Annotated in this window: 14 protein-coding genes and 3 rRNA genes; 3 read left to right on the top strand and 14 right to left on the bottom strand. The window is 67.6% G+C overall.

The genetic code is table 11. From position 1 onward, the window contains the following. Positions 1–135: 135 nt before the first annotated feature. The 11 genes from DBP14_RS30190 to DBP14_RS30140 form a co-directional block, all read right to left on the bottom strand. A complete protein-coding gene (locus tag DBP14_RS30190) occupies positions 136–609 on the bottom strand; it encodes a bifunctional nuclease family protein (protein WP_026253112.1) in 474 nt (157 codons plus the stop codon). A gap of 99 nt (positions 610–708) precedes the next feature. Beyond that, positions 709–1455, bottom strand: a complete 747-nt coding sequence (locus tag DBP14_RS30185; protein WP_129310462.1) for a MerR family transcriptional regulator — start codon at positions 1453–1455, stop codon at positions 709–711. 41 nt (positions 1456–1496) lie between these two features. Beyond that, a complete protein-coding gene (locus DBP14_RS30180) occupies positions 1497–2327 on the bottom strand; it encodes an FHA domain-containing protein (protein WP_206739379.1) in 831 nt (276 codons plus the stop codon). 190 nt (positions 2328–2517) lie between these two features. Further along, complete coding sequence (locus DBP14_RS30175) at positions 2518–3411, bottom strand: DUF881 domain-containing protein (RefSeq protein ID WP_129310458.1); 894 nt, start codon at positions 3409–3411, stop codon at positions 2518–2520. Between the two features lie 5 nt (positions 3412–3416). After that, positions 3417–3749, bottom strand: a complete 333-nt coding sequence (locus DBP14_RS30170) for a small basic family protein (protein WP_003988855.1) — start codon at positions 3747–3749, stop codon at positions 3417–3419. Beyond that, positions 3746–4663 (bottom strand): DUF881 domain-containing protein, encoded by a 918-nt coding sequence (locus tag DBP14_RS30165; RefSeq protein WP_129310456.1) that lies wholly within the window; start codon positions 4661–4663, stop codon positions 3746–3748. The genes DBP14_RS30170 and DBP14_RS30165 overlap by 4 nt, the downstream gene beginning before the upstream one ends. Positions 4664–4810: 147 nt before the next feature. After that, positions 4811–7306, bottom strand: a complete 2496-nt coding sequence (locus DBP14_RS30160; RefSeq protein ID WP_129310454.1) for a mannose-1-phosphate guanyltransferase — start codon at positions 7304–7306, stop codon at positions 4811–4813. Between the two features lie 114 nt (positions 7307–7420). Further along, positions 7421–8029, bottom strand: coding sequence for a CDP-alcohol phosphatidyltransferase family protein (locus DBP14_RS30155; RefSeq protein WP_129310452.1), 609 nt, complete (start codon positions 8027–8029; stop codon positions 7421–7423). A gap of 107 nt (positions 8030–8136) precedes the next feature. Then, positions 8137–8253 (bottom strand): 5S ribosomal RNA (gene rrf, locus DBP14_RS30150). Positions 8254–8344: 91 nt separating this feature from the next. Further along, positions 8345–11466, bottom strand: a 23S ribosomal RNA gene (locus DBP14_RS30145). A gap of 290 nt (positions 11467–11756) precedes the next feature. Beyond that, positions 11757–13284, bottom strand: a 16S ribosomal RNA gene (locus tag DBP14_RS30140). The 16S, 23S and 5S rRNA genes sit together here, the layout of an rRNA operon. Positions 13285–13861: 577 nt before the next feature. Between DBP14_RS30140 and DBP14_RS30135 the strand changes: the two genes are divergently transcribed. Then, positions 13862–14311, top strand: a complete 450-nt coding sequence (locus tag DBP14_RS30135) for a PTS glucose transporter subunit IIA (RefSeq protein WP_129310450.1) — start codon at positions 13862–13864, stop codon at positions 14309–14311. A gap of 78 nt (positions 14312–14389) precedes the next feature. Continuing rightward, positions 14390–16060: a phosphoenolpyruvate--protein phosphotransferase gene (gene ptsP, locus DBP14_RS30130; RefSeq protein ID WP_129310448.1), complete on the top strand. Its 1671-nt coding sequence runs from the start codon at positions 14390–14392 to the stop codon at positions 16058–16060. 85 nt (positions 16061–16145) lie between these two features. Here ptsP and DBP14_RS30125 read toward each other — a convergent pair whose 3' ends face one another. Both DBP14_RS30125 and DBP14_RS30120 read right to left on the bottom strand, forming a co-directional pair. Then, positions 16146–17039, bottom strand: coding sequence for a hypothetical protein (locus DBP14_RS30125; RefSeq protein ID WP_129310446.1), 894 nt, complete (start codon positions 17037–17039; stop codon positions 16146–16148). 138 nt (positions 17040–17177) lie between these two features. Beyond that, on the bottom strand, positions 17178–19145 hold the full coding sequence (locus DBP14_RS30120; protein ID WP_129310444.1) for an acetoacetate--CoA ligase: 1968 nt from the start codon (positions 19143–19145) through the stop codon (positions 17178–17180). A gap of 214 nt (positions 19146–19359) precedes the next feature. Here DBP14_RS30120 and DBP14_RS30115 point away from each other — a divergent pair, with 214 nt between their 5' ends. Further along, a complete protein-coding gene (locus DBP14_RS30115) occupies positions 19360–21744 on the top strand; it encodes a glycoside hydrolase family 31 protein (RefSeq protein WP_129310442.1) in 2385 nt (794 codons plus the stop codon). 10 nt (positions 21745–21754) lie between these two features. On the opposite strand, the gene DBP14_RS30110 is transcribed toward DBP14_RS30115, so the two are convergent. Then, the gene (locus DBP14_RS30110; protein ID WP_129310440.1) at positions 21755–22291 is read right to left on the bottom strand and encodes an NUDIX domain-containing protein; all 537 of its coding nucleotides are present in this window, start codon (positions 22289–22291) and stop codon (positions 21755–21757) included. Positions 22292–22380: the final 89 nt, after the last annotated feature.

Here is a 22380-nt window from a genome sequence, read left to right as displayed (position 1 = left end):
TGATAATCACCCTAGGAGTGGTTTCCCGTGTCCCACCGCGGGGAAAGGCTAGCCGAATGCGCTCGCGGGGGGCCGTAGGACGCTCTCAAAGACCGTCGGCATGTGCCATCGCGTCGGCGTGTGCCGCCGCGTCCGTCACTGGCTGCTGGTGCCGAAGTCCTCGGGCGAGATCTGGTCGAGGAACTCGCGGAACTTCTCCACCTCGTCCTCCTGCTCGTCCGGGATCGCGATGCCCGCGTCATCGAGCACGGTGTCGCTGCCGTAGATCGGCGTGCCGGTCCGCAGGGCCAGCGCTATGGCGTCCGAGGGGCGCGCGCTCACCTCGACCCCGCTGGCGAACACCAGCTCCGCGTAGAAGACGCCCTCACGCAGGTCCGTGATGCGCACTTCGGTCAGCTCCTGGCCGACGGCCTCCAGCACGTCCTTGAACAGGTCGTGGGTCAGCGGCCTGGCGGGGGCCATGCCCTGCTGGGCGAAGGCGATCGCCGTCGCCTCCCCCGGCCCGATCCAGATGGGGAGGTAGCGGTCGCCTCCCACTTCGCGCAGGAGCACGATCGGTTGGTTGGAGGGCATTTCCACCCGGACACCTACGACATCGAGCTCGTTCACACAGCAACCCTAGGCCGTGCTCGGGACGTTTGGGTAGTCGGGCCGGGAACAGGTGGCCGATCCGGCCGTGCGGGCGGACCATGGGCCCCCGCGGCCTCGTCAGGGCAGCCGGATCCCGAGCGCGGTCGTCACCAGCGCCGCGTGCAGCCTGACGGCGAGCGCCGCCAGCTCCTTCGTCCGCTCCTCGGCATGAGCCCTGGTCTGCGGGTTGCGGTGGCGCTTCAGGGGGGCCACCACCTGGTCGACCAGGCCCGCCTCGCGGTCGGCGGCGGCCTTCATCACCCGCAGGTGGCGCGGTTCGATCCCGAAGCGGCCCAGCTCGGCGACGAGCGAGGCCACGGTGACCGCCTCCGCGTCGTACGCCCCGTCCTGCACAGGGGCGATGAGCCCGTACGACTCCCACTCCTGGAGCGTGCCCTCGTCGATGCCGGCGGCGGCCAGCAGGTCGGCCCGCCCGATTCTGGCCACCGCGGGCGCCACGGGCGCCTCGGACGGTTCCGGTACGGCCTCGCCGATCCGCTGTCGCCCCACCAGCGGCAGCGGGGCCGCCTCGCCCCGCTCCATGGCGTCCAGGTGCTCGCGGATGACCCGGAGCGGCAGATAGTGGTCCCGCTGCATCCGCAGGACGTGACCGAGGCGCTCGACGTCCCCGGCGCTGAACTTGCGGTAACCCGAAGGGGTCCGCTGCGGTTCGACGAGCCCCTCGGACTCCAGGAAGCGGATCTTGGAGATGGTGACTTCGGGGAATTCGTCACGCAGCACGTTCAGCACCGTGCCGATGCTCATCAGCCCACTGTCCCTGGCGGCGGTACCACTTCCGGCACCGCCGCTCGGTGATCGCAGCATGGACCTTCCCTCGGGTCCCCCGAACCGGGTCCGGGGGACGGTCAGATGCCCTGCCGGCTCGCGTAGAACACCAGCCGGTACTTACCGATCTGCACCTCGTCACCGTTCGACAGGGCGACCTGGTCGATCCGCTCGCGGTTGACGTACGTGCCGTTCAGGCTGCCCACGTCGGCCACCGTGAACGAGCCGTCCGGTGAGCGCCGGAACTCCACGTGGCGGCGCGAGACCGTGACGTCGTCCAGGAAGATGTCGCTCTGCGGATGCCGGCCGGCCGTGGTCAGGTCGCCGTCCAGCAGGAAGCGGCTGCCCGAGTTCGGCCCGCGGCGCACCACCAGCAGCGCCGAGCCCAGCGGCAGTGCGTCCACCGCGGCCTGCGCCTCCGGGGAGAGCATCGGCATCTGCGTCTGACCGGTCACCTCGGCGTCGTACGCCTCAAGGCCGGAGATGGAGATGGTCGACGTCGTCTCCGACGGCCGCTCCGGCGTCGCCCCCGCCCGCAGGGGCGCACCGCAGTTGGAGCAGAACCGGGCGTTCTCCGCGTTGCGGTTACCGCACCTCGTACACACCAGGACCGACATGGACGGATCCTCCTGCCGCGGCTGCCCCGCCGGGGCATTGGACGCGTACGGGCCGGGACCAAACCCTCCACCCGTACTTGAGGTTGACGGTTGCCCGAAACCTATGCCGCCGGACTGCGCAGGGTCAACAGACGCCGCGCCCTGACCTCCGGAAATGTCACCGCCCGGACCAGCGACCTGGTCGCGGAACAGGGGGCGCTGCCCCTCTGCGTCAGGCTGTGCGCGATGACGAGCGGTCGCGTTGTCGCTGTCCTCTCGCGCGCTCTTGCCGAACAACTTCGCAAACAACTTCACGGGCGATTCCCCTTGACCGAAACAGACCCGCCCGTGGGGCAGGACGAACCCTGATTGCCTACACCGGCCGACCCGGACATCCTCACAACGTCCGTATCCGCCAAACAGTTTCCACCACGCACCACCTCTTCGGTGCGCCGACCCCCCGCAACCTCATGCCCCTGCCGGACACCCCCCATGCACCGGCGGGTCACCGCGAGGACGACCGAGCGTAGTCAGGCCGCTTCGCCTGCCGCAAGGCATCCACGACGATCTTGGTCGATCGCTCGACCGTCACCGTGGCCTGCTCCTTCTCCAGCGTCTGCACCACGCCTCCGGGAATGTTCAGCGCCGGCTCCAGGTCCTGCGGCTTCCCGATGACCTTGAAACGATACGGGGCACTGATCTTGTTCCCGTCGACGCTCACGCTCTTGCCGGAGTCCGTCAGATAGGTGCCGGCGACCACGCGTACGCCGTTCACCTGGATCGCCTCCGCGCCGGCCGCGCGCAGCTCCTGGACCGCGTCGAGCAGCATGTCCGCCTGGACCGTCCCCTTCGTGTCCTCGATGGTCATCGTGATGCCGGGGCCCTGCGCCGCCACGGTGCCTGCCAGAATGCCGAGTTGCTTCTCCTTCTCGGCCGTCTGCCTGCGGGCCTCCGATGCCTGGTCGGAGCTGCTCTGCAGCTCCTGGCGCTGCTTTTCGAGTCCCTGCTTCTCGTCCTGGAGACGCTGTGTGCGGTCGTCGAGTTCATCGAGGATGCGGACGAGATCTTCCTGGCGCGCGCCCCGCAGCGCGCTGTCGGTGTCGCTGTTCGACGCCACCTGCACGGCGAGACCGAAGCCGAGGCCGAACAGCAGGAGCGCGACGATCAGTTGGGCGCGGGTGAGCCGCGGCGGCCACAGGCCCTTCAGCAGCCGTCCGCGTCCGGTCAGAGTCTCCTCCGGCTCCGGCGCCCCTTCGGGCTTCCCGGGTCCCCCGGGCGTGTCCCGGTCGTCCCCGCCCCCTGCCGGTTCCGGGACCTCGGCGCGCGGGGCGGGCGCGGGCACCTCGTCGGGCAGCTCCCTGCGCAGCCTGTTCTCCGGCTGCTCGTCCTTCTCGCTCATCGGCCTCACGCCCGGAAGACGTGCCGGCGGATCGCCGCGGCGTTGGAGAAGATGCGGATGCCCAGCACGACCACGACCCCGGTGGACAGCTGGGCGCCGACACCGAGCTTGTCGCCCAGGAACACGATCAGCGCGGCCACCACCACGTTCGAGAGGAACGACACCACGAACACCTTGTCGTCGAAGATGCCGTCGAGCATGGCCCGCAGGCCGCCGAACACGGCGTCCAGCGCCGCGACGACGGCGATCGGCAGATAAGGCTCGACGACCGCCGGAACCTCGGGCCGGACCAACAGTCCGGCCACGACTCCCACGACGAGGCCCAGTACGGCGATCACGATGTGCCCTTCTCAGTCTTCTCGGTGGTCGGCTGCGCGGTGCGTACGATCACGCTCGGTGCCGCAGGCAACCGGACGTCGCCCTCGGTGGAGATGGTGGCCCGGATGCCGTAGTTCTGCTCCAGCGCGTGCAGGTAGAGACCGTCGGCACTGTCCTGGAAGCGGGTGCTCAGCCGTTCCCCGTCCCCCACCGCCAGCACCGTGTACGGCGGCACCAGCGGCCTGTTGTCGACCAGTATCGCGTCTCCCGCGGCCCTGATCGCGGACAGGGACGTCAGCCGCTGGCCGTTGATGGACACGGCCTCGGCGCCGGAGGCCCACAGCCCGTTGACCACCCGCTGCATGTCCCGGTCGCGCACCCGCCCGGTGTCGGAGAAACCGGACGTCTCACGCGGGTTGGTGCCGTCGCCACCGGTGCTGGCTTCCTTGGCGTCGTTCACGACCAGCTTCACACCGGGGCCGTGCACGGCCGTGGCGCCCGACAACAGGCCCACGAGGTCCGCCTGGGCGCTGCCGCCGCTCTGCTTCAGGGCTGCCCGCTGCTGTGCGCTGACGTCGTCACGCAGCTTGTCGACCGTGGTCTGCAGCTTGTCCGCGGACGCCGTCTCGCTGTCGACGCGGTCGATCAGTTCCGTCCGCTCTTTGGCCACCACGGGCGCGGCGTGGTGCGCCTGGGCCGCCCCGACGGTGACGACGAGTGCCGTCAGGACGAGACCGACGGCCAGGCCCAGCTTCGCCCTGAGGGTCTTCGGCAGACCGCCTCCGTCCTCGGACGTCTTCCGGGCGGCGGCCTCGGCATACCCGTCGTCCAGGCTGTGGTCCATGACGTTGGTGATCAACGACATGGAGGCGTCCGGACGCCGCGGCCGCGTGGGGCTGCTCCGAACGGGGGGTTGCTGCGGCATGCCGCACATCGTCGCATGTCGCCGGGAGTACCTCCGAACGGCCCCACCGGCATGCCGGACAGGCCCCCTTGGGGGCACTTGTCCGGCACGCGCGCGTGGACGCCGGGCCGTACCGTCCTGCGGCCGTGCGGGGCTTATCGTCCGGCCGTGCGGGGCCTATCGTCCGGCGCTGTCCACGACGGCCGACCACTCGTCCAGCAGGGACTGCGCGGACGCGTCGTCCGGCCCTTCCGCCCACAGGTGGGTGACCGCCTCGGCCGGGTCGGGCAGCACCATCACCCAGCGTCCGTCGGTCTCCACGACCCGGACACCGTCCGTCGTGTCGACAGAGCGGTCCCCGGCCGCCTCGACGACGCGCCGCATCACCAGACCCTTGACGGCCCATGGGGTCGCCAGGTCCCGCTTGAGGACGTGCGCCCGCGGGATCCGGGCGTCGATCTGGCTCAGGGTGAGCTGCGTCCGCGCCACCAGCCCGATCAGCCGTACGAAGGCCGCCGTGCCGTCGTACACACTGCTGAACTCCGGGATGATGAAGCCGCCCTTGCCGTCGCCGCCGAAGATGGTGCCCTCTTCGCCTCCCACGCGCGTGAGGTCGTCGGGAGAGGTGGTGGTCCACTCGACCTGGGTGCCGTGATAGGCGGCCACCTGCTCGGCGATCCGGGTCGTGGTCACCGGGAGCGCCACCCGTCCGCTGCGCCGCTCGGCGGCGACCAGGTCGAGCATGACGAGCAGGGCCCGGTCGTCCTCGATGATCCGGCCCTTCTCGTCGACGAGCGACAGCCGCTCGCCCACGGGGTCGAACCGCACGCCGAACGCGGCACCGGAGGACGCCACGATCTCACCGAGCCGCACCAGCCCCTTGCGCCGCACCTCGGCCGTCTCGGTGGGCCTGGACTCGTCCAGGCCGGGGTTGATGGTCAGCGAGTCCACACCGAGCTTGCCGAGCAGACTGGGCAGCACCAGGCCGGCGCTGCCGTTGGAGGCGTCCACGACGACCTTGAGACCGGAGTCCTCGATCCCCGTGGTGTCGACGTTCCGCAGCAGCGATCCCGTGTACGAGTCGAAGACGCTCGCCGGGAAGTAGAGGTCGCCGATCTCACCGGGGAACGCCCGCCGGTACTCCTGGCGCGCGAACACCCGGTCGAGCTTGCGCTGGCTGCCCTGGGAGAGGTCCGCCCCGTTGCCGTCGAAGAACATGATGTCGACGGAGTCCGGCACGCCGGGCGAGGTACGGATCATGATCCCGCCGGCGCTGCCGCGCGCGGTCTGCTGCCGCGCCACGGGCAGCGGCACGTTCTCCAGGTCCCGTACGTCGATGGCGCTGGCCTGGAGCGCCGAGATCACCGCTCGCTTCAGCGCGCGGGCACCGCGGGAGTGGTCGCGGGCCGTGGTGACCGTGGAGCCCTTCTTCAGTGTCGTCGCGTACGCGCCGGCGAGCCGTACGGCCAGCTCGGGCGTGATCTCCACGTTCAGGATGCCGGAGACGCCGCGGGCCCCGAACAGATTGGCCTGGCCCCTGGACTCCCAGATGACCGACGTGTTGACGAAGGCGCCGGCTTCGATCGTCTTGAACGGGTAGACCCGGACGTTGCCCTGAACGATCGATTCTTCACCGATGAGGCACTCGTCGCCGATGACGGCGCCGTCCTCGATCCGCGCGGCGCGCATGATGTCGGTGTTCTTGCCGACGACGCAGCCGCGCAGATTGCTGTGCTGTCCGACGTACACGTTGTCGTGGACGACGGCCTTGTGCAGGAAGGCGCCGCTCTTGACGACCACGTTGGAGCCGACGACGGTGTGCTCGCGGATTTCCGCGCCGGCCTCGACCTTGGCGTAGTCACCGATGTAGAGCGGCCCCCGCAGTACGGCGTCGGGATGCACTTCCGCACCCTCGGCCACCCAGACGCCCGGCGAGATCTCGAACCCGTCGATATCGACGTTGACCTTGCCCTCCAGGACGTCGGCCTGCGCCTTCACATAGCTTTCGTGGGTGCCCACGTCCTCCCAGTAGCCCTCGGCGACATAGCCGTAGACCGGCTTGCCTTCCTTCATCAGCTGCGGGAAGACGTCGCCGGACCAGTCGACGGGCACATCGGCCTCGACGTAGTCGAACACCTCGGGCTCCATGACGTAGATGCCCGTGTTGACGGTGTCGGAGAAGACCTGACCCCAGGTCGGCTTCTCCAGGAAGCGCTCGACCTTGCCTTCCTCGTCGACAATGGTGATGCCGAACTCCAGCGGATTCGGCACGCGGGTCAGACAGACGGTGACCAGCGCGCCCTTCTCCTTGTGGAAATTGATGAGGTCCGTGAGGTCGAAGTCCGTCAGGGCATCACCGGAGATCACCAGGAAAGCGTCGTCCTTCAACGCCTCTTCGGCATTCTTGACGCTTCCGGCGGTACCGAGTGGCTTCTCCTCATTGGCATAGGTGAGCTCCATTCCGAGCTCCTCGCCGTCACCGAAATAGTTCTTGACGAGCGACGCCAGGAACTGCACGGTGACCACGGTCTCGGAGAGCCCATGCCTTTTGAGTAGCCGTAGCACATGCTCCATGATCGGGCGGTTCGCCACGGGCAGGAGCGGCTTGGGCATACTTGAGGTCATGGGGCGCAGGCGCGTGCCTTCGCCTCCGGCCATCACGACGGCCTTCATGTCGGAAGCGTCCTCCTCCAAGAGACGACGGTCTAGCCGACTTCACCCGTCAAGATTGTCGCGTACTTTTCCGCGGCAGGCCATCGGAGAGATACGTCCGGACAATCGCCGAGCTCAATCGGCCATGGCGTCCGCACGAACGAGACGGCGGACTTGTACCACGTAGAGCACTCCTGCCCACCAATACAGGGTTGTACCCCATCCGGCGAACGCCCATCCGAAAACGGCGGCGACTGACGCGATCCAGCCCGTGCCGTCGCTGAGCAGCAGCAGCGGGAAGGCGTACATGAGGTTGAACGTGGCCGCCTTGCCGAGGAAGTTCACCTGCGGCGGCGGATAGCCGTGCCGGCGGAGGATGCCCACCATCACCAGGAGGACCAACTCCCTCGCGAGCAGGAGGGCGGTCAGCCACAGCGGCAGGATCTCCCGCCAGGTGAGCCCCAGCAGCGTGGAGAGGACGTACAGCCGGTCGGCGGCGGGGTCGAGGAGCCGGCCGAGGCTGCTGATCTGGTTCCAGCGGCGCGCGAGCTTGCCGTCCAGATAGTCGCTGACCCCGCTGAACGCCAGCACGAGGAGGGCCCAGCCGTCGCTCTTGGGGCCACCGAACTCCGGCCGGAGAATCAGCCACAGGAAGACGGGTACGCCGACGAGCCGGGCCATGCTGAGGATGTTGGGGATGGTGAGGACCCGGTCCGTCTGGACACGGGTCTCCTGGACCTCCACCCGGGGGCCTCCTGTGCGAAACGAGCCAACGATGCTCCCCGACCCTACCTCAACGCAAAAAAGCTCCGGCCCCTGGGCAGTGCCCAAGAGCCGGAGCTTCAAAAGGAGTTCGGCGGTGTCCTACTCTCCCACAGGGTCCCCCCTGCAGTACCATCGGCGCTGTGAGGCTTAGCTTCCGGGTTCGGAATGTAACCGGGCGTTTCCCTCACGCTATGACCACCGAAACACTATGAAACTGTGAACGCCACACCACACCCTCGTGCGGGTATGGGGCTGTTCGTGGTTTCAGAACCAACACAGTGAACGCGAGCGTCTGAGGACAAGCCCTCGGCCTATTAGTACCAGTCAACTCCACACCTCACGGTGCTTCCATATCTGGCCTATCAACCCAGTCGTCTACTGGGAGCCTTACCCCATCAAGTGGGTGGGAGTCCTCATCTCGAAGCAGGCTTCCCGCTTAGATGCTTTCAGCGGTTATCCCTCCCGAACGTAGCCAACCAGCCATGCCCTTGGCAGAACAACTGGCACACCAGAGGTTCGTCCGTCCCGGTCCTCTCGTACTAGGGACAGCCCTTCTCAAGACTCCTACGCGCACAGCGGATAGGGACCGAACTGTCTCACGACGTTCTAAACCCAGCTCGCGTACCGCTTTAATGGGCGAACAGCCCAACCCTTGGGACCGACTCCAGCCCCAGGATGCGACGAGCCGACATCGAGGTGCCAAACCATCCCGTCGATATGGACTCTTGGGGAAGATCAGCCTGTTATCCCCGGGGTACCTTTTATCCGTTGAGCGACGGCGCTTCCACAAGCCACCGCCGGATCACTAGTCCCGACTTTCGTCCCTGCTCGACCCGTCGGTCTCACAGTCAAGCTCCCTTGTGCACTTACACTCAACACCTGATTGCCAACCAGGCTGAGGGAACCTTTGGGCGCCTCCGTTACCCTTTAGGAGGCAACCGCCCCAGTTAAACTACCCATCAGACACTGTCCCTGATCCGGATCACGGACCCAGGTTAGACATCCAGCACGACCAGACTGGTATTTCAACGACGACTCCACCCACACTGGCGTGTGGACTTCAAAGTCTCCCAGCTATCCTACACAAGCCGAACCGAACACCAATATCAAACTGTAGTAAAGGTCCCGGGGTCTTTCCGTCCTGCTGCGCGAAACGAGCATCTTTACTCGTAGTGCAATTTCACCGGGCCTATGGTTGAGACAGTCGAGAAGTCGTTACGCCATTCGTGCAGGTCGGAACTTACCCGACAAGGAATTTCGCTACCTTAGGATGGTTATAGTTACCACCGCCGTTTACTGGCGCTTAAGTTCTCAGCTTCGCCCACCCGAAAGTGAGCTAACCGGTCCCCTTAACGTTCCAGCACCGGGCAGGCGTCAGTCCGTATACATCGCCTTACGGCTTCGCACGGACCTGTGTTTTTAGTAAACAGTCGCTTCTCGCTGGTCTCTGCGGCCACCCCCAGCTCGGAGTGCAAGACTCGTCACCGGATGTGGCCCCCCTTCTCCCGAAGTTACGGGGGCATTTTGCCGAGTTCCTTAACCATAGTTCACCCGAACGCCTCGGTATTCTCTACCTGACCACCTGAGTCGGTTTAGGGTACGGGCCGCCATGAAACTCGCTAGAGGCTTTTCTCGACAGCATAGGATCATCCACTTCACCACAATCGGCTCGGCATCAGGTCTCACCCTGTATGAGTGGCGGATTTGCCTACCACTCGGGCTACACCCTTACCCCGGGACAACCACCGCCCGGGATGGACTACCTTCCTGCGTCACCCCATCACTCACCTACTAACCGCTTGGTTCAGCGGCTCCACCACTCCCCATCACTCCGAAGAGATCAAGGGCGGCTTCACGGCCTTAGCATCACGATGCTCGATGTTTGACGCTTCACAGCGGGTACCGGAATATCAACCGGTTATCCATCGACTACGCCTGTCGGCCTCGCCTTAGGTCCCGACTTACCCTGGGCAGATCAGCTTGACCCAGGAACCCTTAGTCAATCGGCGCAAACGTTTCTCACGTTTGTATCGCTACTCATGCCTGCATTCTCACTCGTCAACCGTCCACAACTACCTTCCGGTGCTGCTTCACCCGGCAGACGACGCTCCCCTACCCATCCATACACCCGTTGGGGCTATTTGTATGAATGACACGACTTCGGCGGTACGCTTGAGCCCCGCTACATTGTCGGCGCGGAATCACTAGACCAGTGAGCTATTACGCACTCTTTCAAGGGTGGCTGCTTCTAAGCCAACCTCCTGGTTGTCTCTGCGACTCCACATCCTTTCCCACTTAGCGTACGCTTAGGGGCCTTAGTCGATGCTCTGGGCTGTTTCCCTCTCGACCATGGAGCTTATCCCCCACAGTCTCACTGCCGCGCTCTCACTTACCGGCATTCGGAGTTTGGCTAAGGTCAGTAACCCGGTAGGGCCCATCGCCTATCCAGTGCTCTACCTCCGGCAAGAAACACACGACGCTGCACCTAAATGCATTTCGGGGAGAACCAGCTATCACGGAGTTTGATTGGCCTTTCACCCCTAACCACAGGTCATCCCCCAGGTTTTCAACCCTGGTGGGTTCGGTCCTCCACGAAGTCTTACCTCCGCTTCAACCTGCCCATGGCTAGATCACTCCGCTTCGGGTCTTGAGCGTGCTACTGAAGCGCCCTGTTCGGACTCGCTTTCGCTACGGCTTCCCCACCCGGGTTAACCTCGCAACACACCGCAAACTCGCAGGCTCATTCTTCAAAAGGCACGCAGTCACGAGAATGTGCAAGCACATTCCGACGCTCCCACGGCTTGTAGGCACACGGTTTCAGGTACTATTTCACTCCGCTCCCGCGGTACTTTTCACCATTCCCTCACGGTACTATCCGCTATCGGTCACCAGGGAATATTTAGGCTTAGCGGGTGGTCCCGCCAGATTCACACGGGATTTCTCGGGCCCCGTGCTACTTGGGTGTCTCTCAAACGAGCCGCTGACGTTTCGACTACGGGGGTCTTACCCTCTACGCCGGACCTTTCGCATGTCCTTCGCCTACATCAACGGTTTCTGACTCGTCCTGCCGCCGGCAGACGACAGAAGAGAGATCCCACAACCCCGCACGCGCAACCCCTGCCGGGTCTCACACGCATACGGTTTGGCCTCATCCGGTTTCGCTCGCCACTACTCCCGGAATCACGGTTGTTTTCTCTTCCTGAGGGTACTGAGATGTTTCACTTCCCCTCGTTCCCTCCACACTGCCTATGTGTTCAGCAGTGGGTGACAGCCCATGACGACTGCCGGGTTTCCCCATTCGGAAACCCCCGGATCAAAGCCTGGTTGACGACTCCCCGGGGACTATCGCGGCCTCCCACGTCCTTCATCGGTTCCTGGTGCCAAGGCATCCACCGTGCGCCCTTAAAAACTTGGCCACAGATGCTCGCGTCCACTGTGCAGTTCTCAAACAACGACCAGCCACCCATCACCCCGAACTCTTACGGTTCGAGTGCACTGGGGCCGGCAGCTGAAGGCAGCCGTATTCGGCCGTACCCTCAGATACCCAACAGCGTGCCCGGCCGGTCCCTGTCCGAAGATCATGCGTTCCACGCTCCGAAGAGCAGTACTGGCAAGCCTTCGACCCTGGTACCGGCCGAATAATCAACGTTCCACCCATGAGCAACCGTGCAAGACATTTGCTTGCAGTCGGCTATGTGCTCCTTAGAAAGGAGGTGATCCAGCCGCACCTTCCGGTACGGCTACCTTGTTACGACTTCGTCCCAATCGCCAGTCCCACCTTCGACAGCTCCCTCCCACAAGGGGTTGGGCCACCGGCTTCGGGTGTTACCGACTTTCGTGACGTGACGGGCGGTGTGTACAAGGCCCGGGAACGTATTCACCGCAGCAATGCTGATCTGCGATTACTAGCGACTCCGACTTCATGGGGTCGAGTTGCAGACCCCAATCCGAACTGAGACCGGCTTTTTGAGATTCGCTCCACCTCACGGTATCGCAGCTCATTGTACCGGCCATTGTAGCACGTGTGCAGCCCAAGACATAAGGGGCATGATGACTTGACGTCGTCCCCACCTTCCTCCGAGTTGACCCCGGCGGTCTCCTGTGAGTCCCCATCACCCCGAAGGGCATGCTGGCAACACAGAACAAGGGTTGCGCTCGTTGCGGGACTTAACCCAACATCTCACGACACGAGCTGACGACAGCCATGCACCACCTGTATACCGACCACAAGGGGGCACCCATCTCTGGATGTTTCCGGTATATGTCAAGCCTTGGTAAGGTTCTTCGCGTTGCGTCGAATTAAGCCACATGCTCCGCCGCTTGTGCGGGCCCCCGTCAATTCCTTTGAGTTTTAGCCTTGCGGCCGTACTCCCCAGGCGGGGAACTTAATGCGTTAGCTGCGGCACCGACGACGTGGAATGTCGCCAACACCTAGTTCCCACCGTTTACGGCGTGGACTACCAGGGTATCTAATCCTGTTCGCTCCCCACGCTTTCGCTCCTCAGCGTCAGTAATGGCCCAGAGATCCGCCTTCGCCACCGGTGTTCCTCCTGATATCTGCGCATTTCACCGCTACACCAGGAATTCCGATCTCCCCTACCACACTCTAGCTAGCCCGTATCGACTGCAGACCCGAGGTTAAGCCTCGGGCTTTCACAATCGACGTGACAAGCCGCCTACGAGCTCTTTACGCCCAATAATTCCGGACAACGCTTGCGCCCTACGTATTACCGCGGCTGCTGGCACGTAGTTAGCCGGCGCTTCTTCTGCAGGTACCGTCACTTTCGCTTCTTCCCTGCTGAAAGAGGTTTACAACCCGAAGGCCGTCATCCCTCACGCGGCGTCGCTGCATCAGGCTTTCGCCCATTGTGCAATATTCCCCACTGCTGCCTCCCGTAGGAGTCTGGGCCGTGTCTCAGTCCCAGTGTGGCCGGTCGCCCTCTCAGGCCGGCTACCCGTCGTCGCCTTGGTGAGCCACTACCTCACCAACAAGCTGATAGGCCGCGGGCTCATCCTTCACCGCCGGAGCTTTCCAAGTTCGAAGATGCCTCCGAACCTCGTATCCGGTATTAGACCCCGTTTCCAGGGCTTGTCCCAGAGTGAAGGGCAGATTGCCCACGTGTTACTCACCCGTTCGCCACTAATCCCCTCCCGAAGGAGGTTCATCGTTCGACTTGCATGTGTTAAGCACGCCGCCAGCGTTCGTCCTGAGCCAGGATCAAACTCTCCGTGAATGTTTACTCGGCCAGAAAATTAATTCAGCCGGTGAGCACCACGAGAGCGGAACAGTCGGAGGAATGATCCGACCGTTCACAGCGTCCTCGCTGTGTATTTCAAAGGAACCTCGTCCCGGTCGTGATGACCGGAGACGGGGTATCAACATATCTGGCGTTGATTTTTGGCACGCTGTTGAGTTCTCAAGGAACGGTCGCTTCCTTTGTACTCACCCGAGAGACTCTCTCGCGGCTTTCCTCCGGGCGCTTCCCTTCGGTGTTTCAAACTCTACCAGGCTTTTTCCGTCTCCCTGACCACTCATCTGCGGACATGCAGAGAGTGACCCCGGATAGGATCTGACGAGTTTGGTTGCTGCTGAGCGAGGACGCTCGATCGCGCCGCTCTCCCTCAAGCAGGAGTACGACTGTACACGCGGCGCTGAAGTGGGTGCAAATCCGCGGGGTTGGTGGTCTAGACCACTTGCTGGTAGCTTCGATCCGGAACCGCCACTTCATATGACATACGCTGCTGCTCAGTGCGCCGTCCGGGACAAACAGGGACGACCCATCTGCAGCTCCACTCCTTGGGAGGCTTCCCATGACCACCGTGACGTCCCCTCTTGCAGGACGTGCCATCGGACTGGCCGCCGTGCCGGATCCGGTCTTCTCCGGGGCCATGGTCGGCCCGGGCACCGCGATCGACCCCGTCCGTGAGCCCTCCGAGGCCGTGGCGCCCGTGGCCGGCGTCATCGTCTCCCTTCATCCGCACGCCTTCGTCGTGGTCGACGAGAACGGTCGCGGCGTACTCACCCACCTCGGTATCGACACGGTGCAGCTCAACGGCGAGGGCTTCGAGCTGCTGGTCAGCAAGGGCGACACCGTGGCCCGGGGCCAGAGCGTCGTGCGCTGGAACCCGGCCGCCGTGGAGTCGGCGGGGAAGTCGCCGGTGTGTCCCGTCGTCGCTCTGGAAGCCACCGCCGAGTCCCTCGCCGACCTCAGTGAGAGCGGCGATGTGAAGACCGGCGACCAGCTCTTCGTCTGGAACTGACAGCACTGCCGTCTCGCGACGGCACCCAGGACAACCACGGCGGCGGCGGGACCTGCCGCACTACCGGAGACGGGTGAGATGGAGACAACGCTGCGAGGCGTCGGTGTGAGCCACGGTGTGGCGATCGGCGAGGTACGGCACATGGGAACGGCGGTCCTGGAACCGCCGGCCAAGCAGATCCCGGTGGAAGAGGCGGAGCGCGAGCAGGGTCGTGCACGCAAGGCCGTGGAAGCCGTGGCGGCGGACCTCATGGCGCGCGGCAACCTGGCCGGCGGCGAGGCCCAGGCTGTGCTGGAGGCCCAGGCCATGATGGCCCAGGACCCCGAGCTGATGGCGGATGTCGAGCGGCGTATCGCTGTCGGCAGTACGGCGGAGCGTGCCGTGTACGACGCGTTCGCCGCGTACCGGGAGCTGCTGGCCGGTGCCGGTGAGTACCTGGCCGGGCGCGTGGCCGACCTCGACGACGTGCGGAACCGTATCGTCGCCCGGCTGCTGGGCGTGCCGATGCCGGGTGTGCCGGACAGCGACGAGCCGTACGTCCTGGTCGCGCGGGACCTGGCTCCGGCGGACACCGCGCTGCTGGATCCGACCCTGGTGCTCGGTTTCGTGACCGAGGAGGGTGGGCCGACCAGTCACAGCGCGATCCTCGCGAGGGCGCTGGGTGTTCCGGCGGTGGTGGCGCTGCCGGGTGCCGGTGAGCTGGCCGAGGGCACGGTGATCGCCGTCGACGGCAGCACCGGTGACATCTTCGTGAACCCGAGCGAGGAGAAGAAGGCGCAGTTGGAGGCGGCGGCCGCCGAGCGCAGGGCCGCCCTGGCCGCCTCGACGGGGCCGGGTGCCACCGCTGACGGGCACAAGGTGCCGCTGCTGGCCAATGTCGGTGGTCCGGCGGACGTGCCGGCGGCGGTGGAGGCCGGTGCCGAGGGTGTCGGGCTGTTCCGTACCGAGTTCCTGTTCCTGGACGACAGCAAGAACGCGCCGTCCGAGGAGAAGCAGGTGGACGCCTACCGGCAGGTGCTGGAGGCGTTCCCCGAGGGCCGTGTCGTGGTGCGGGTGCTGGACGCCGGCGCGGACAAGCCGCTGGACTTCCTGACGCCGGCCGACGAGCCGAACCCTGCGCTGGGCGTGCGTGGTCTGCGGACGCTGCTGGACCATCCGGAGGTCCTGCGCACGCAGTTGACGGCGCTGGCGAGGGCCGCCGAGGGGCTGCCCGTCTACCTCGAGGTCATGGCGCCCATGGTGGCGGACCGTGCGGACGCCAGGGCGTTCGCGGACGCGTGCCGTGCTGCCGGGCTGCGGGCCAAGTTCGGCGCGATGGTGGAGATCCCGTCGGCCGCGCTGCGCGCGCGGTCGATCCTGCAGGAGGTCGAGTTCCTGTCGCTGGGGACCAACGACCTGGCGCAGTACACGTTCGCGGCCGACCGGCAGGTGGGCGCGGTGTCGCGGCTGCAGGATCCGTGGCAGCCCGCGCTGCTCGACCTGGTGGCGCTGGCCGCGGAGGCGGCGAAGGCCGAGGGCAAGAGCTGCGGGGTGTGCGGTGAGGCCGCGTCGGACCCGCTGCTGGCGTGTGTGCTGACGGGTCTGGGGGTCACCTCCCTGTCCATGGGTGCGGCGTCGATTCCCTATGTCCGGGCGACGCTGGCGAAGTACACGCTGGCGCAGTGCGAGCGGGCCGCCGCGGCCGCTCGTGCCACGGACAGCGCGGAGGACGCGCGCGGTGCCGCGCAGGCGGTGCTGTCCGGCGAGTGAGGTCGGGCCGGTGCCTGCGGTGCCGGTGTCCAGGGGCGCCCCGCCTTCGGTGGGACGCCCCTGGTGCGTTCGGTCACGGGTGCGTTCAGTGACGGTGACCCGGGGTGGTGTTCTCCTCTCCGAGGTCGGGTGGTGTGCCGTAGTCGACGCCGGGTTCCGGCGAGACGAGTTCGCCGGTCTCGACGTCGGTGCAATAGGCGTCGAAGACCTCGGCGGCGGTGAGCGGTTCGAGTCCGCCGCCGCGCAGTCGCCATCCGTAGACGCGGTCGGCGGTGCGCGGCGTGCTGGCACGCAGGACGATTCCGCCGGGGCTGCGGGTGGCGAGGCCGAGAGCGAGCACGCTGGTGAATTCGAGGGTCTCGGCCTCGTCGAGGCGGGTGCCGCCGTCGGTCTCGGCGTCGGCGTTCAGGACGGACAGGAGTGTCTCCGGTGGTCCGGAGACGCTGCAGACGATGTGCCGGTCGCAGGGTGGGGCGGTGTCGAGGATGCGGACCAGGATGTCGGAGGCGCGGCTGAAGGCGGCGCGGCCGATGTCCTCGCCGCAGCTGGGGCAGGGGCCGAGGCGGGTCAGGAGGGTGGTGGCGTACTCCCAGGTGGCCTGGCGTACGGCCTCGTCGACGAGGGCGGGGAGGAGTGCGGCGAGTGGCTGGCCCTCGTAGGGGATGGTGGCGCCGGTGGTGGCCAGTTCGGCGGTGAAGCGGGTGCGGCTCGTGGAGGCCTCGGGGTCGAGGCCGGTGGCCGCGCAGAAGTCGGCGTACTCCTGGGGGTCGAAGAGGGCCAGTGTGGTGTGGTTGCCCTGGCCGGCGCGGGCTTTGAGGAGGGCCTCGACCTGCTGGAGGTAGGTGGTGTGGTCGGTGAAGGTGAAGCTGCGGTAGCGCCGCATGGCGTGGAAGTCGTGTTCGTCGGTGATCAGGCCGATGGTGCCGGCGATCTCGCGGCGCAGGACGCGTCGCATGGTGTCGTGAGCGGTGTTCGCCATGGTTTCCCCCAAGTGCGCGGTCGATCAATGCTCACTCACCGTAACCGGGGGCACTGACAACGGCGTCGCCGAGCGGCCCCGGACCCGGCATCGCCGGGTCCGGGGCCGCTTGCGGAGGGGGCGGGCGGGCCGGCGGGCTCAGGCGCGCTTGCGGGCCAGTTCCTCGTAGAAGTCGAGGAGGCCGAGGTTGTCGATCGAGCCGGGATTGACGGCCTTCGCCAGGGGCGTGCCCTGCAAGAGGCGCTTGACCGGGACTTCGATGCGCTTGCCGGTGAGGGTGTGCGGGACGCCGGGCACCTCGATGACCTCGTCGGGGACGTGGCGCGGTGAGAGCTGTTCGCGGATGCTCTGCCGGATGCGGTTCAGCAGCCCGTCGTCGAGGACCGCGCCGGGTGCGAGGTGTACGAACAGCGGCATCCAGTAGCCCCCGTCGGGCTGTTCGATGCCGATGACGAGGGATTCCTTGATCTCGGGCAGGCGTTCGACGACCTCGTAGATGTCGGCCGAGCCCATGCGCACCCCCTGCCGGTTGAGGGTGGAGTCCGAGCGGCCGTGGATGATCACCGAGCCGCGCGAGGTGAGGGTGATCCAGTCGCCGTGGCGCCAGACGCCGGGGTAGGTGTCGAAGTAGCTGTCGTGGTAGCGGCTGCCGTCGGGGTCGTTCCAGAAGCGGATCGGCATGGACGGCATCGGGTTGGTGACGACCAGCTCGCCGACCTCGTCGACGAGGGGTTCACCGCTCGGGTCCCAGGACTGCAGGTCGGTGCCCAGGCCGGGCGCCTGGAGTTCGCCGGTGTACACCGGGAGGGTCGGCACGGCTCCGGCGAAGCAGGAGCAGACGTCGGTGCCGCCGCTGACGGAGGCGATCCACAGGTCGTCGCGGACCTCGTCGTGCAGCCAGCGGAACCCGTCGGGGGGCAGGGGGGAGCCGGTGGTGGCGACGCACTGGACCCGGGAGAGGTCGAAGTCGCGGGAGGGGTGCACGCCCGCCTTGCGGCAGGCCATGACGTACGCGGCCGAGGTGCCGTAGAGGGTGGCTCCGGTGCGTTCGGCGATGCGCCACTGGGCGCCCGTGTCGGGGTAGCCGGGGCTGCCGTCGTACAGGACGATCGTGGTTCCCGTGAGCAGGCCGGAGACGAGGAAGTTCCACATCATCCAGCCGGTCGAGGTGTACCAGAAGAAACGGTCTTCCGGGCCGAGGTCGCAGTGCAGGCCGAGCTGTTTGAGGTGCTCGACGAGGATGCCGCCCTGGGACTGCACGATGGCCTTGGGCAGGCCGGTCGTGCCGGAGGAGTAGAGCACCCACAGCGGATGGTCGAACGGGACCGGCTCGAAGACGGGCTCGGTGTCGGCCGCCGTCAGCGCCGCCCAATCCAGGGCGCCCTCCGGGGCGGGGGTGCCGAGGAGGGGGATGTGGACCACGGCTCGCAGGGTGGGCAGTTCGCTGCGCAGCTCGGCGACGACCTCGCGGCGGTCGTGCTCCTTGCCGCCGTAGCGGTAGCCGTCGACGGTGAACAGGACGACCGGCTCGACCTGCTGGAAGCGGTCGAGCACGCTGCGGGCGCCGAAGTCGGGGGCGCACGAGGTCCACACGGCGCCGACGGCGGCCGTGGCGAGGAGTGCGACGACCGCCTGGGGGATGTTCGGGAGGTAACCGCTGACACGGTCGCCGGGGCGCACGCCGAGGGCGCGGAGTTCCGCGGTGAGGGAGCCCACCTGGCGGCGCAGCTCGGACCAGGTCACCGGGGTCGGCTCATGGGTTTCGTCGACGTACAGCAGCGCGGGTTCGGCCGGCCGCTCACCGGCGGCTCGCAGGGCGTGCTCGGCGTAGTTCAGCGTGCCGCCGGGGAACCACTGGGCGCCCGGCATCGTACGGTCGCCCAGCACGCGCGCGTAGGGCGTGCAGAACCGGACGCCGAACCACTCGGTGACGGCTTTCCAGAAGGTCTCGAGCTGGTCGACGGACCACCGGTGGAGGGCCGGGTAGCCGCCTTCCGTAGGGGCACCGTGGTGCTCGGCGGCCCAGGCCTGGAACCGAGTGATCCGTGCCTGCGCGATCCGCTGCGGATCGGGCTGCCAGAGCGGCTGTGGGTTGGCGGTCGACATCGGGCTGCTCCTGGACTGTGCGCGTCGTGTGCGTCGGTCCGCGCACGTGCCGGGGTGTGCGCGTGACGCGGCTGACAGGGACGATGCCACGTGATCGACTTCCGCACCAGGGCACATCCCACATCGTCGGTGTCGTGAAGATCTTGGCGGGGTCCGGATGAACGGCTGCTGAACGCCACGCGCGCGTGGGCCGGGCGGTGACAGGGTGAGCGGCATGGACGGTCGTGACCTGGTGCGTTCGGTGGGTGTGGTCGGTGCGGGGCGGGCGGCGCGGGGGTGGCACACCGTGCGGGCCGCGTGGCGGATGCGGCGGAGCGACGCCACGGGGCTGGCGCCGCGGGGTGCGGAGCGCGCTCGGGTGCCGGGATCGGTGGTCGAGGCCGAGCCGGGGCCGGGCGGTGGCGTGATCCGTTTCGCCCGCTCCGAGCTGCGGGTCGAGGTCGCGGTCAACGGGGCCGTGTTCTGGGGGTGGGACGGGGCTTGTGCGGAGCCGTCGTACGCGCTCGCCGGCGGGTGCCCCGAGCCGGACCCGCGGGCGGTGCTGGAGCCGGACAAGGACGGCGGCCGGCGGGTCGTGGCCGAGCGGGTGACGGTGGTCGTCTCCCGGCACGGTGCGGTCGAGGTGCGCACGCCCGGTGGGGTGGTGCTGCGGCGGGACCTGCCGCCGCGTTGGTGGGAGCCGGTCGGCGGGGGTCCGGGGCGATGGACGCAGCGGTCCGAGGTGGCGGCGGACGCCCGGTTCTTCGGTCTGGGCGGCCGGGCCGGCGGGCCTCGGCTGCGGACCGGGGCGTACCGGCTGTGGAACGCCGCTCCGGGCCGCGCGTTCGGCTGCGGCGACGATCCGCTGTACGTGACCATGCCCGTGCATCTGGTGGTGGCCGACGCCGGCGCCCACCTCGTGTTCCACGACAGCCCGTGGGACGGCACGGTGACGCTGCGGGAGGGCGAGGAGGGCGCCGGGTCGGGGCACGACCAGGTGGGGTGCTGCGAGGTGCGGATGGACGGCGGTCCGCTGCGCTGCTGGGTCATGGTGGGCACTCCCGCGCGTGTGCTGCGTACGTGGGCGTCGCTGACCGGGGCGGCCGCGCTGCCGCCGTCGTGGGCGTTCGGCCACCATCACGCGCGGCGGGGTCTCGGCGGCGGGCAGGAGGTGCGGCGCATGGTGGCGGGCTACCGGGAGCGTGCCCTGCCGCTGGACGCCGTCCATCTGGACGCCGTCCACCCCGTGGGGCGGCCGGTGTCCCCCGGCGACCGCGAGCGCTTCGGGGATCTGCCGCTTCTGGCGGAAGAGTTGCGCCGGGACCGGGTCCGGCTGGTGGCCACCGTGGGTCCGGCCGTGCCGGTCTCCCGCGGCGACGGCGTGTACGACAGTGGTGCGGAGGCCGGCGCGTTCGTGCAGGACGCCTCGGGGCGGACAGTGCGGGGCCTGGGGCGGGCCGGCGAGTCGGTGTATCCGGACTTCACGCACGCGCGCGTACGTGACTGGTGGGGCGGTCTGTACGAGGAGCGGCTGGGGCGGGGCGTCGCGGGCTTCGGGCACGACATGAACGAGCCGACGTCGTTCCACGCCTTCGGTGGGTCGACGCTGCCGCGTTCGGCGCGGCACGCGCTGGAGGGCCGCGGTGGTGATCACCGGGAGGCCCACAACGTGTACGCCCTCTGCATGGCCCGGGCCGGCTACGAGGGGCTGCGGGCTGCCTCCCCTCGGCAGCGGCCGTTCCTGTTCTCCCGGTCGGGCTGGGCGGGCATGCAGCGCCATGGCGGTGCCTGTTCGGACGGTTTGGCGACGGGGTGGCCGGCGTTGCGCGCGTCCCTGTCGCTCGTGCTGGGGCTCGGGCTGTGCGGGGTGCCGTTCTCGGGGGCGGATGTGGGCGGCTCCGACGGCCGTCCGTCACCGGAGTTGTACCTGCGGTGGTTGCAATTCGGCGCGTGGCTGCCGTTCCTCCGCACGCACGCGGGTGGGCGCGCGGGGAGCGGGGAGCCCTGGGAGTTCGGTCCGGATGTGCTGGCGCACGCGCGCGTGGCGTTGCTCGGACGCCGTCGGCTGCTGCCGTACCTCATGACGCTGGCGCACCTGGCCCGGCGTACCGGCGCACCCTGCGCACGGCCGCTGTGGTGGGAAGCTCCGGAGGACCGGATTCTGCGTGACTGCGAGGACGCCTTCCTGCTCGGTGACGGCCTTCTGGTGGCACCGGTGCTCGGTCCGGGAGTGGACCGTCGTGTGGTGTGCCTCCCGCGGGGGCGCTGGTACGACACGGCGACGGAGGTGGCGTACGAGGGGCCGGGGCGGGTGCTCGTGGACGCGCCGCTGTCGCGCATCCCGGTGCTGGCCCGCGCGGGGGCGGTCGTTCCCGTGCGCGGGGAGGACGGCGGGCCGGTGCTGGAGGTGTGGGCGCCGGAGCCGGGGCAGGCCGGGGGCGGGCTGGTCGTACCGGGCGCGGGAGACGGTGCGGGAGGCGGCGCGGAAGACGGGTGGGACGAGCCGGAGGTCGAACGCTACGTCGCCCGTCGTGAGGGCCGTCGGGTGGTGGTGGCACGGGAGCGGGAGGACGGCGTGGCGGAGCCGCCCTGCCCGGTGCGTGTGCGTGGGCTCGGCTGAGGGGCCGGGCTCAGACGTAGCGGCCCTCGAACCAGGCCCGCACGGCGAGGGTGTGCAGGGGGAAGGCGAGTTCCTCCGGTCGGCGCAGCAGGTGCCATCCCTCGGTCTCGGCGGTGGCGCCGGACGGCGGGAGCCCCTCGGCCGGGCGTTCCGGAAGCAGTCCGAACAGCAGCAGGTGGCCGTCGGGTGAGCTCATGGCGTCGGCGAGGCGCACCTCACGGGCGGCCGCGTCGATGCCCGTCTCCTCCGTGAGCTCACGGACGACGGCCTGTTTCCAGTCCTCGCGGTCGTCGACGTAGCCGCCGGGCAGTGCGGTGCCTCCGCGCGCGGGTGCGATGGTGCGGGTGATGACGACCAGGGCCGTGCCCTTGGTGTCGTAGACGGGCTGGAGGGCGACCGCGACCGGCAGGGGGTTGCGGTAGGCGACGGTTCCGCAGGAGGGGCAGGTGCGGGGCCAGCCGGTGACACGCTCGCCGTAGAGCGCCCCGCAGCTCGAACAGTGTGAGTTCGGCGCGGAGTTGGCCGTTGAGTGCTGAATTTCGGACACGCGCGGACTGTATCCGATCAGAGGAGGGGCGTCTTCCGTCATCGGGGTTCTGCCGGTCGAGAGCGTCCGGTCCGGGCGGGCGGCCGGGG

It is taken from the genome of Streptomyces sp. L2 (assembly GCF_004124325.1).
GTDB lineage: Bacteria > Actinomycetota > Actinomycetes > Streptomycetales > Streptomycetaceae > Streptomyces.
This window is presented reverse-complemented; position numbering and strand designations above follow the sequence as displayed.

Bases quoted from the DNA above. Each gene is read 5' to 3' on its own strand.
- DBP14_RS30185 (WP_129310462.1), bottom strand. From the start codon at position 1,455: ATGCTGCGATCACCGAGCGGCGGTGCCGGAAGTGGTACCGCCGCCAGG.
- DBP14_RS30175 (WP_129310458.1), bottom strand. From the start codon at position 3,411: ATGAGCGAGAAGGACGAGCAGCCGGAGAACAGGCTGCGCAGGGAGCTG.
- DBP14_RS30165 (WP_129310456.1), bottom strand. From the start codon at position 4,663: ATGTGCGGCATGCCGCAGCAACCCCCCGTTCGGAGCAGCCCCACGCGG.
- DBP14_RS30160 (WP_129310454.1), bottom strand. From the start codon at position 7,306: ATGAAGGCCGTCGTGATGGCCGGAGGCGAAGGCACGCGCCTGCGCCCC.
- DBP14_RS30135 (WP_129310450.1), top strand. From the start codon at position 13,862: ATGACCACCGTGACGTCCCCTCTTGCAGGACGTGCCATCGGACTGGCC.
- ptsP (WP_129310448.1), top strand. From the start codon at position 14,390: ATGGAGACAACGCTGCGAGGCGTCGGTGTGAGCCACGGTGTGGCGATC.
- DBP14_RS30125 (WP_129310446.1), bottom strand. From the start codon at position 17,039: ATGGCGAACACCGCTCACGACACCATGCGACGCGTCCTGCGCCGCGAG.
- DBP14_RS30120 (WP_129310444.1), bottom strand. From the start codon at position 19,145: ATGTCGACCGCCAACCCACAGCCGCTCTGGCAGCCCGATCCGCAGCGG.
- DBP14_RS30115 (WP_129310442.1), top strand. From the start codon at position 19,360: ATGGACGGTCGTGACCTGGTGCGTTCGGTGGGTGTGGTCGGTGCGGGG.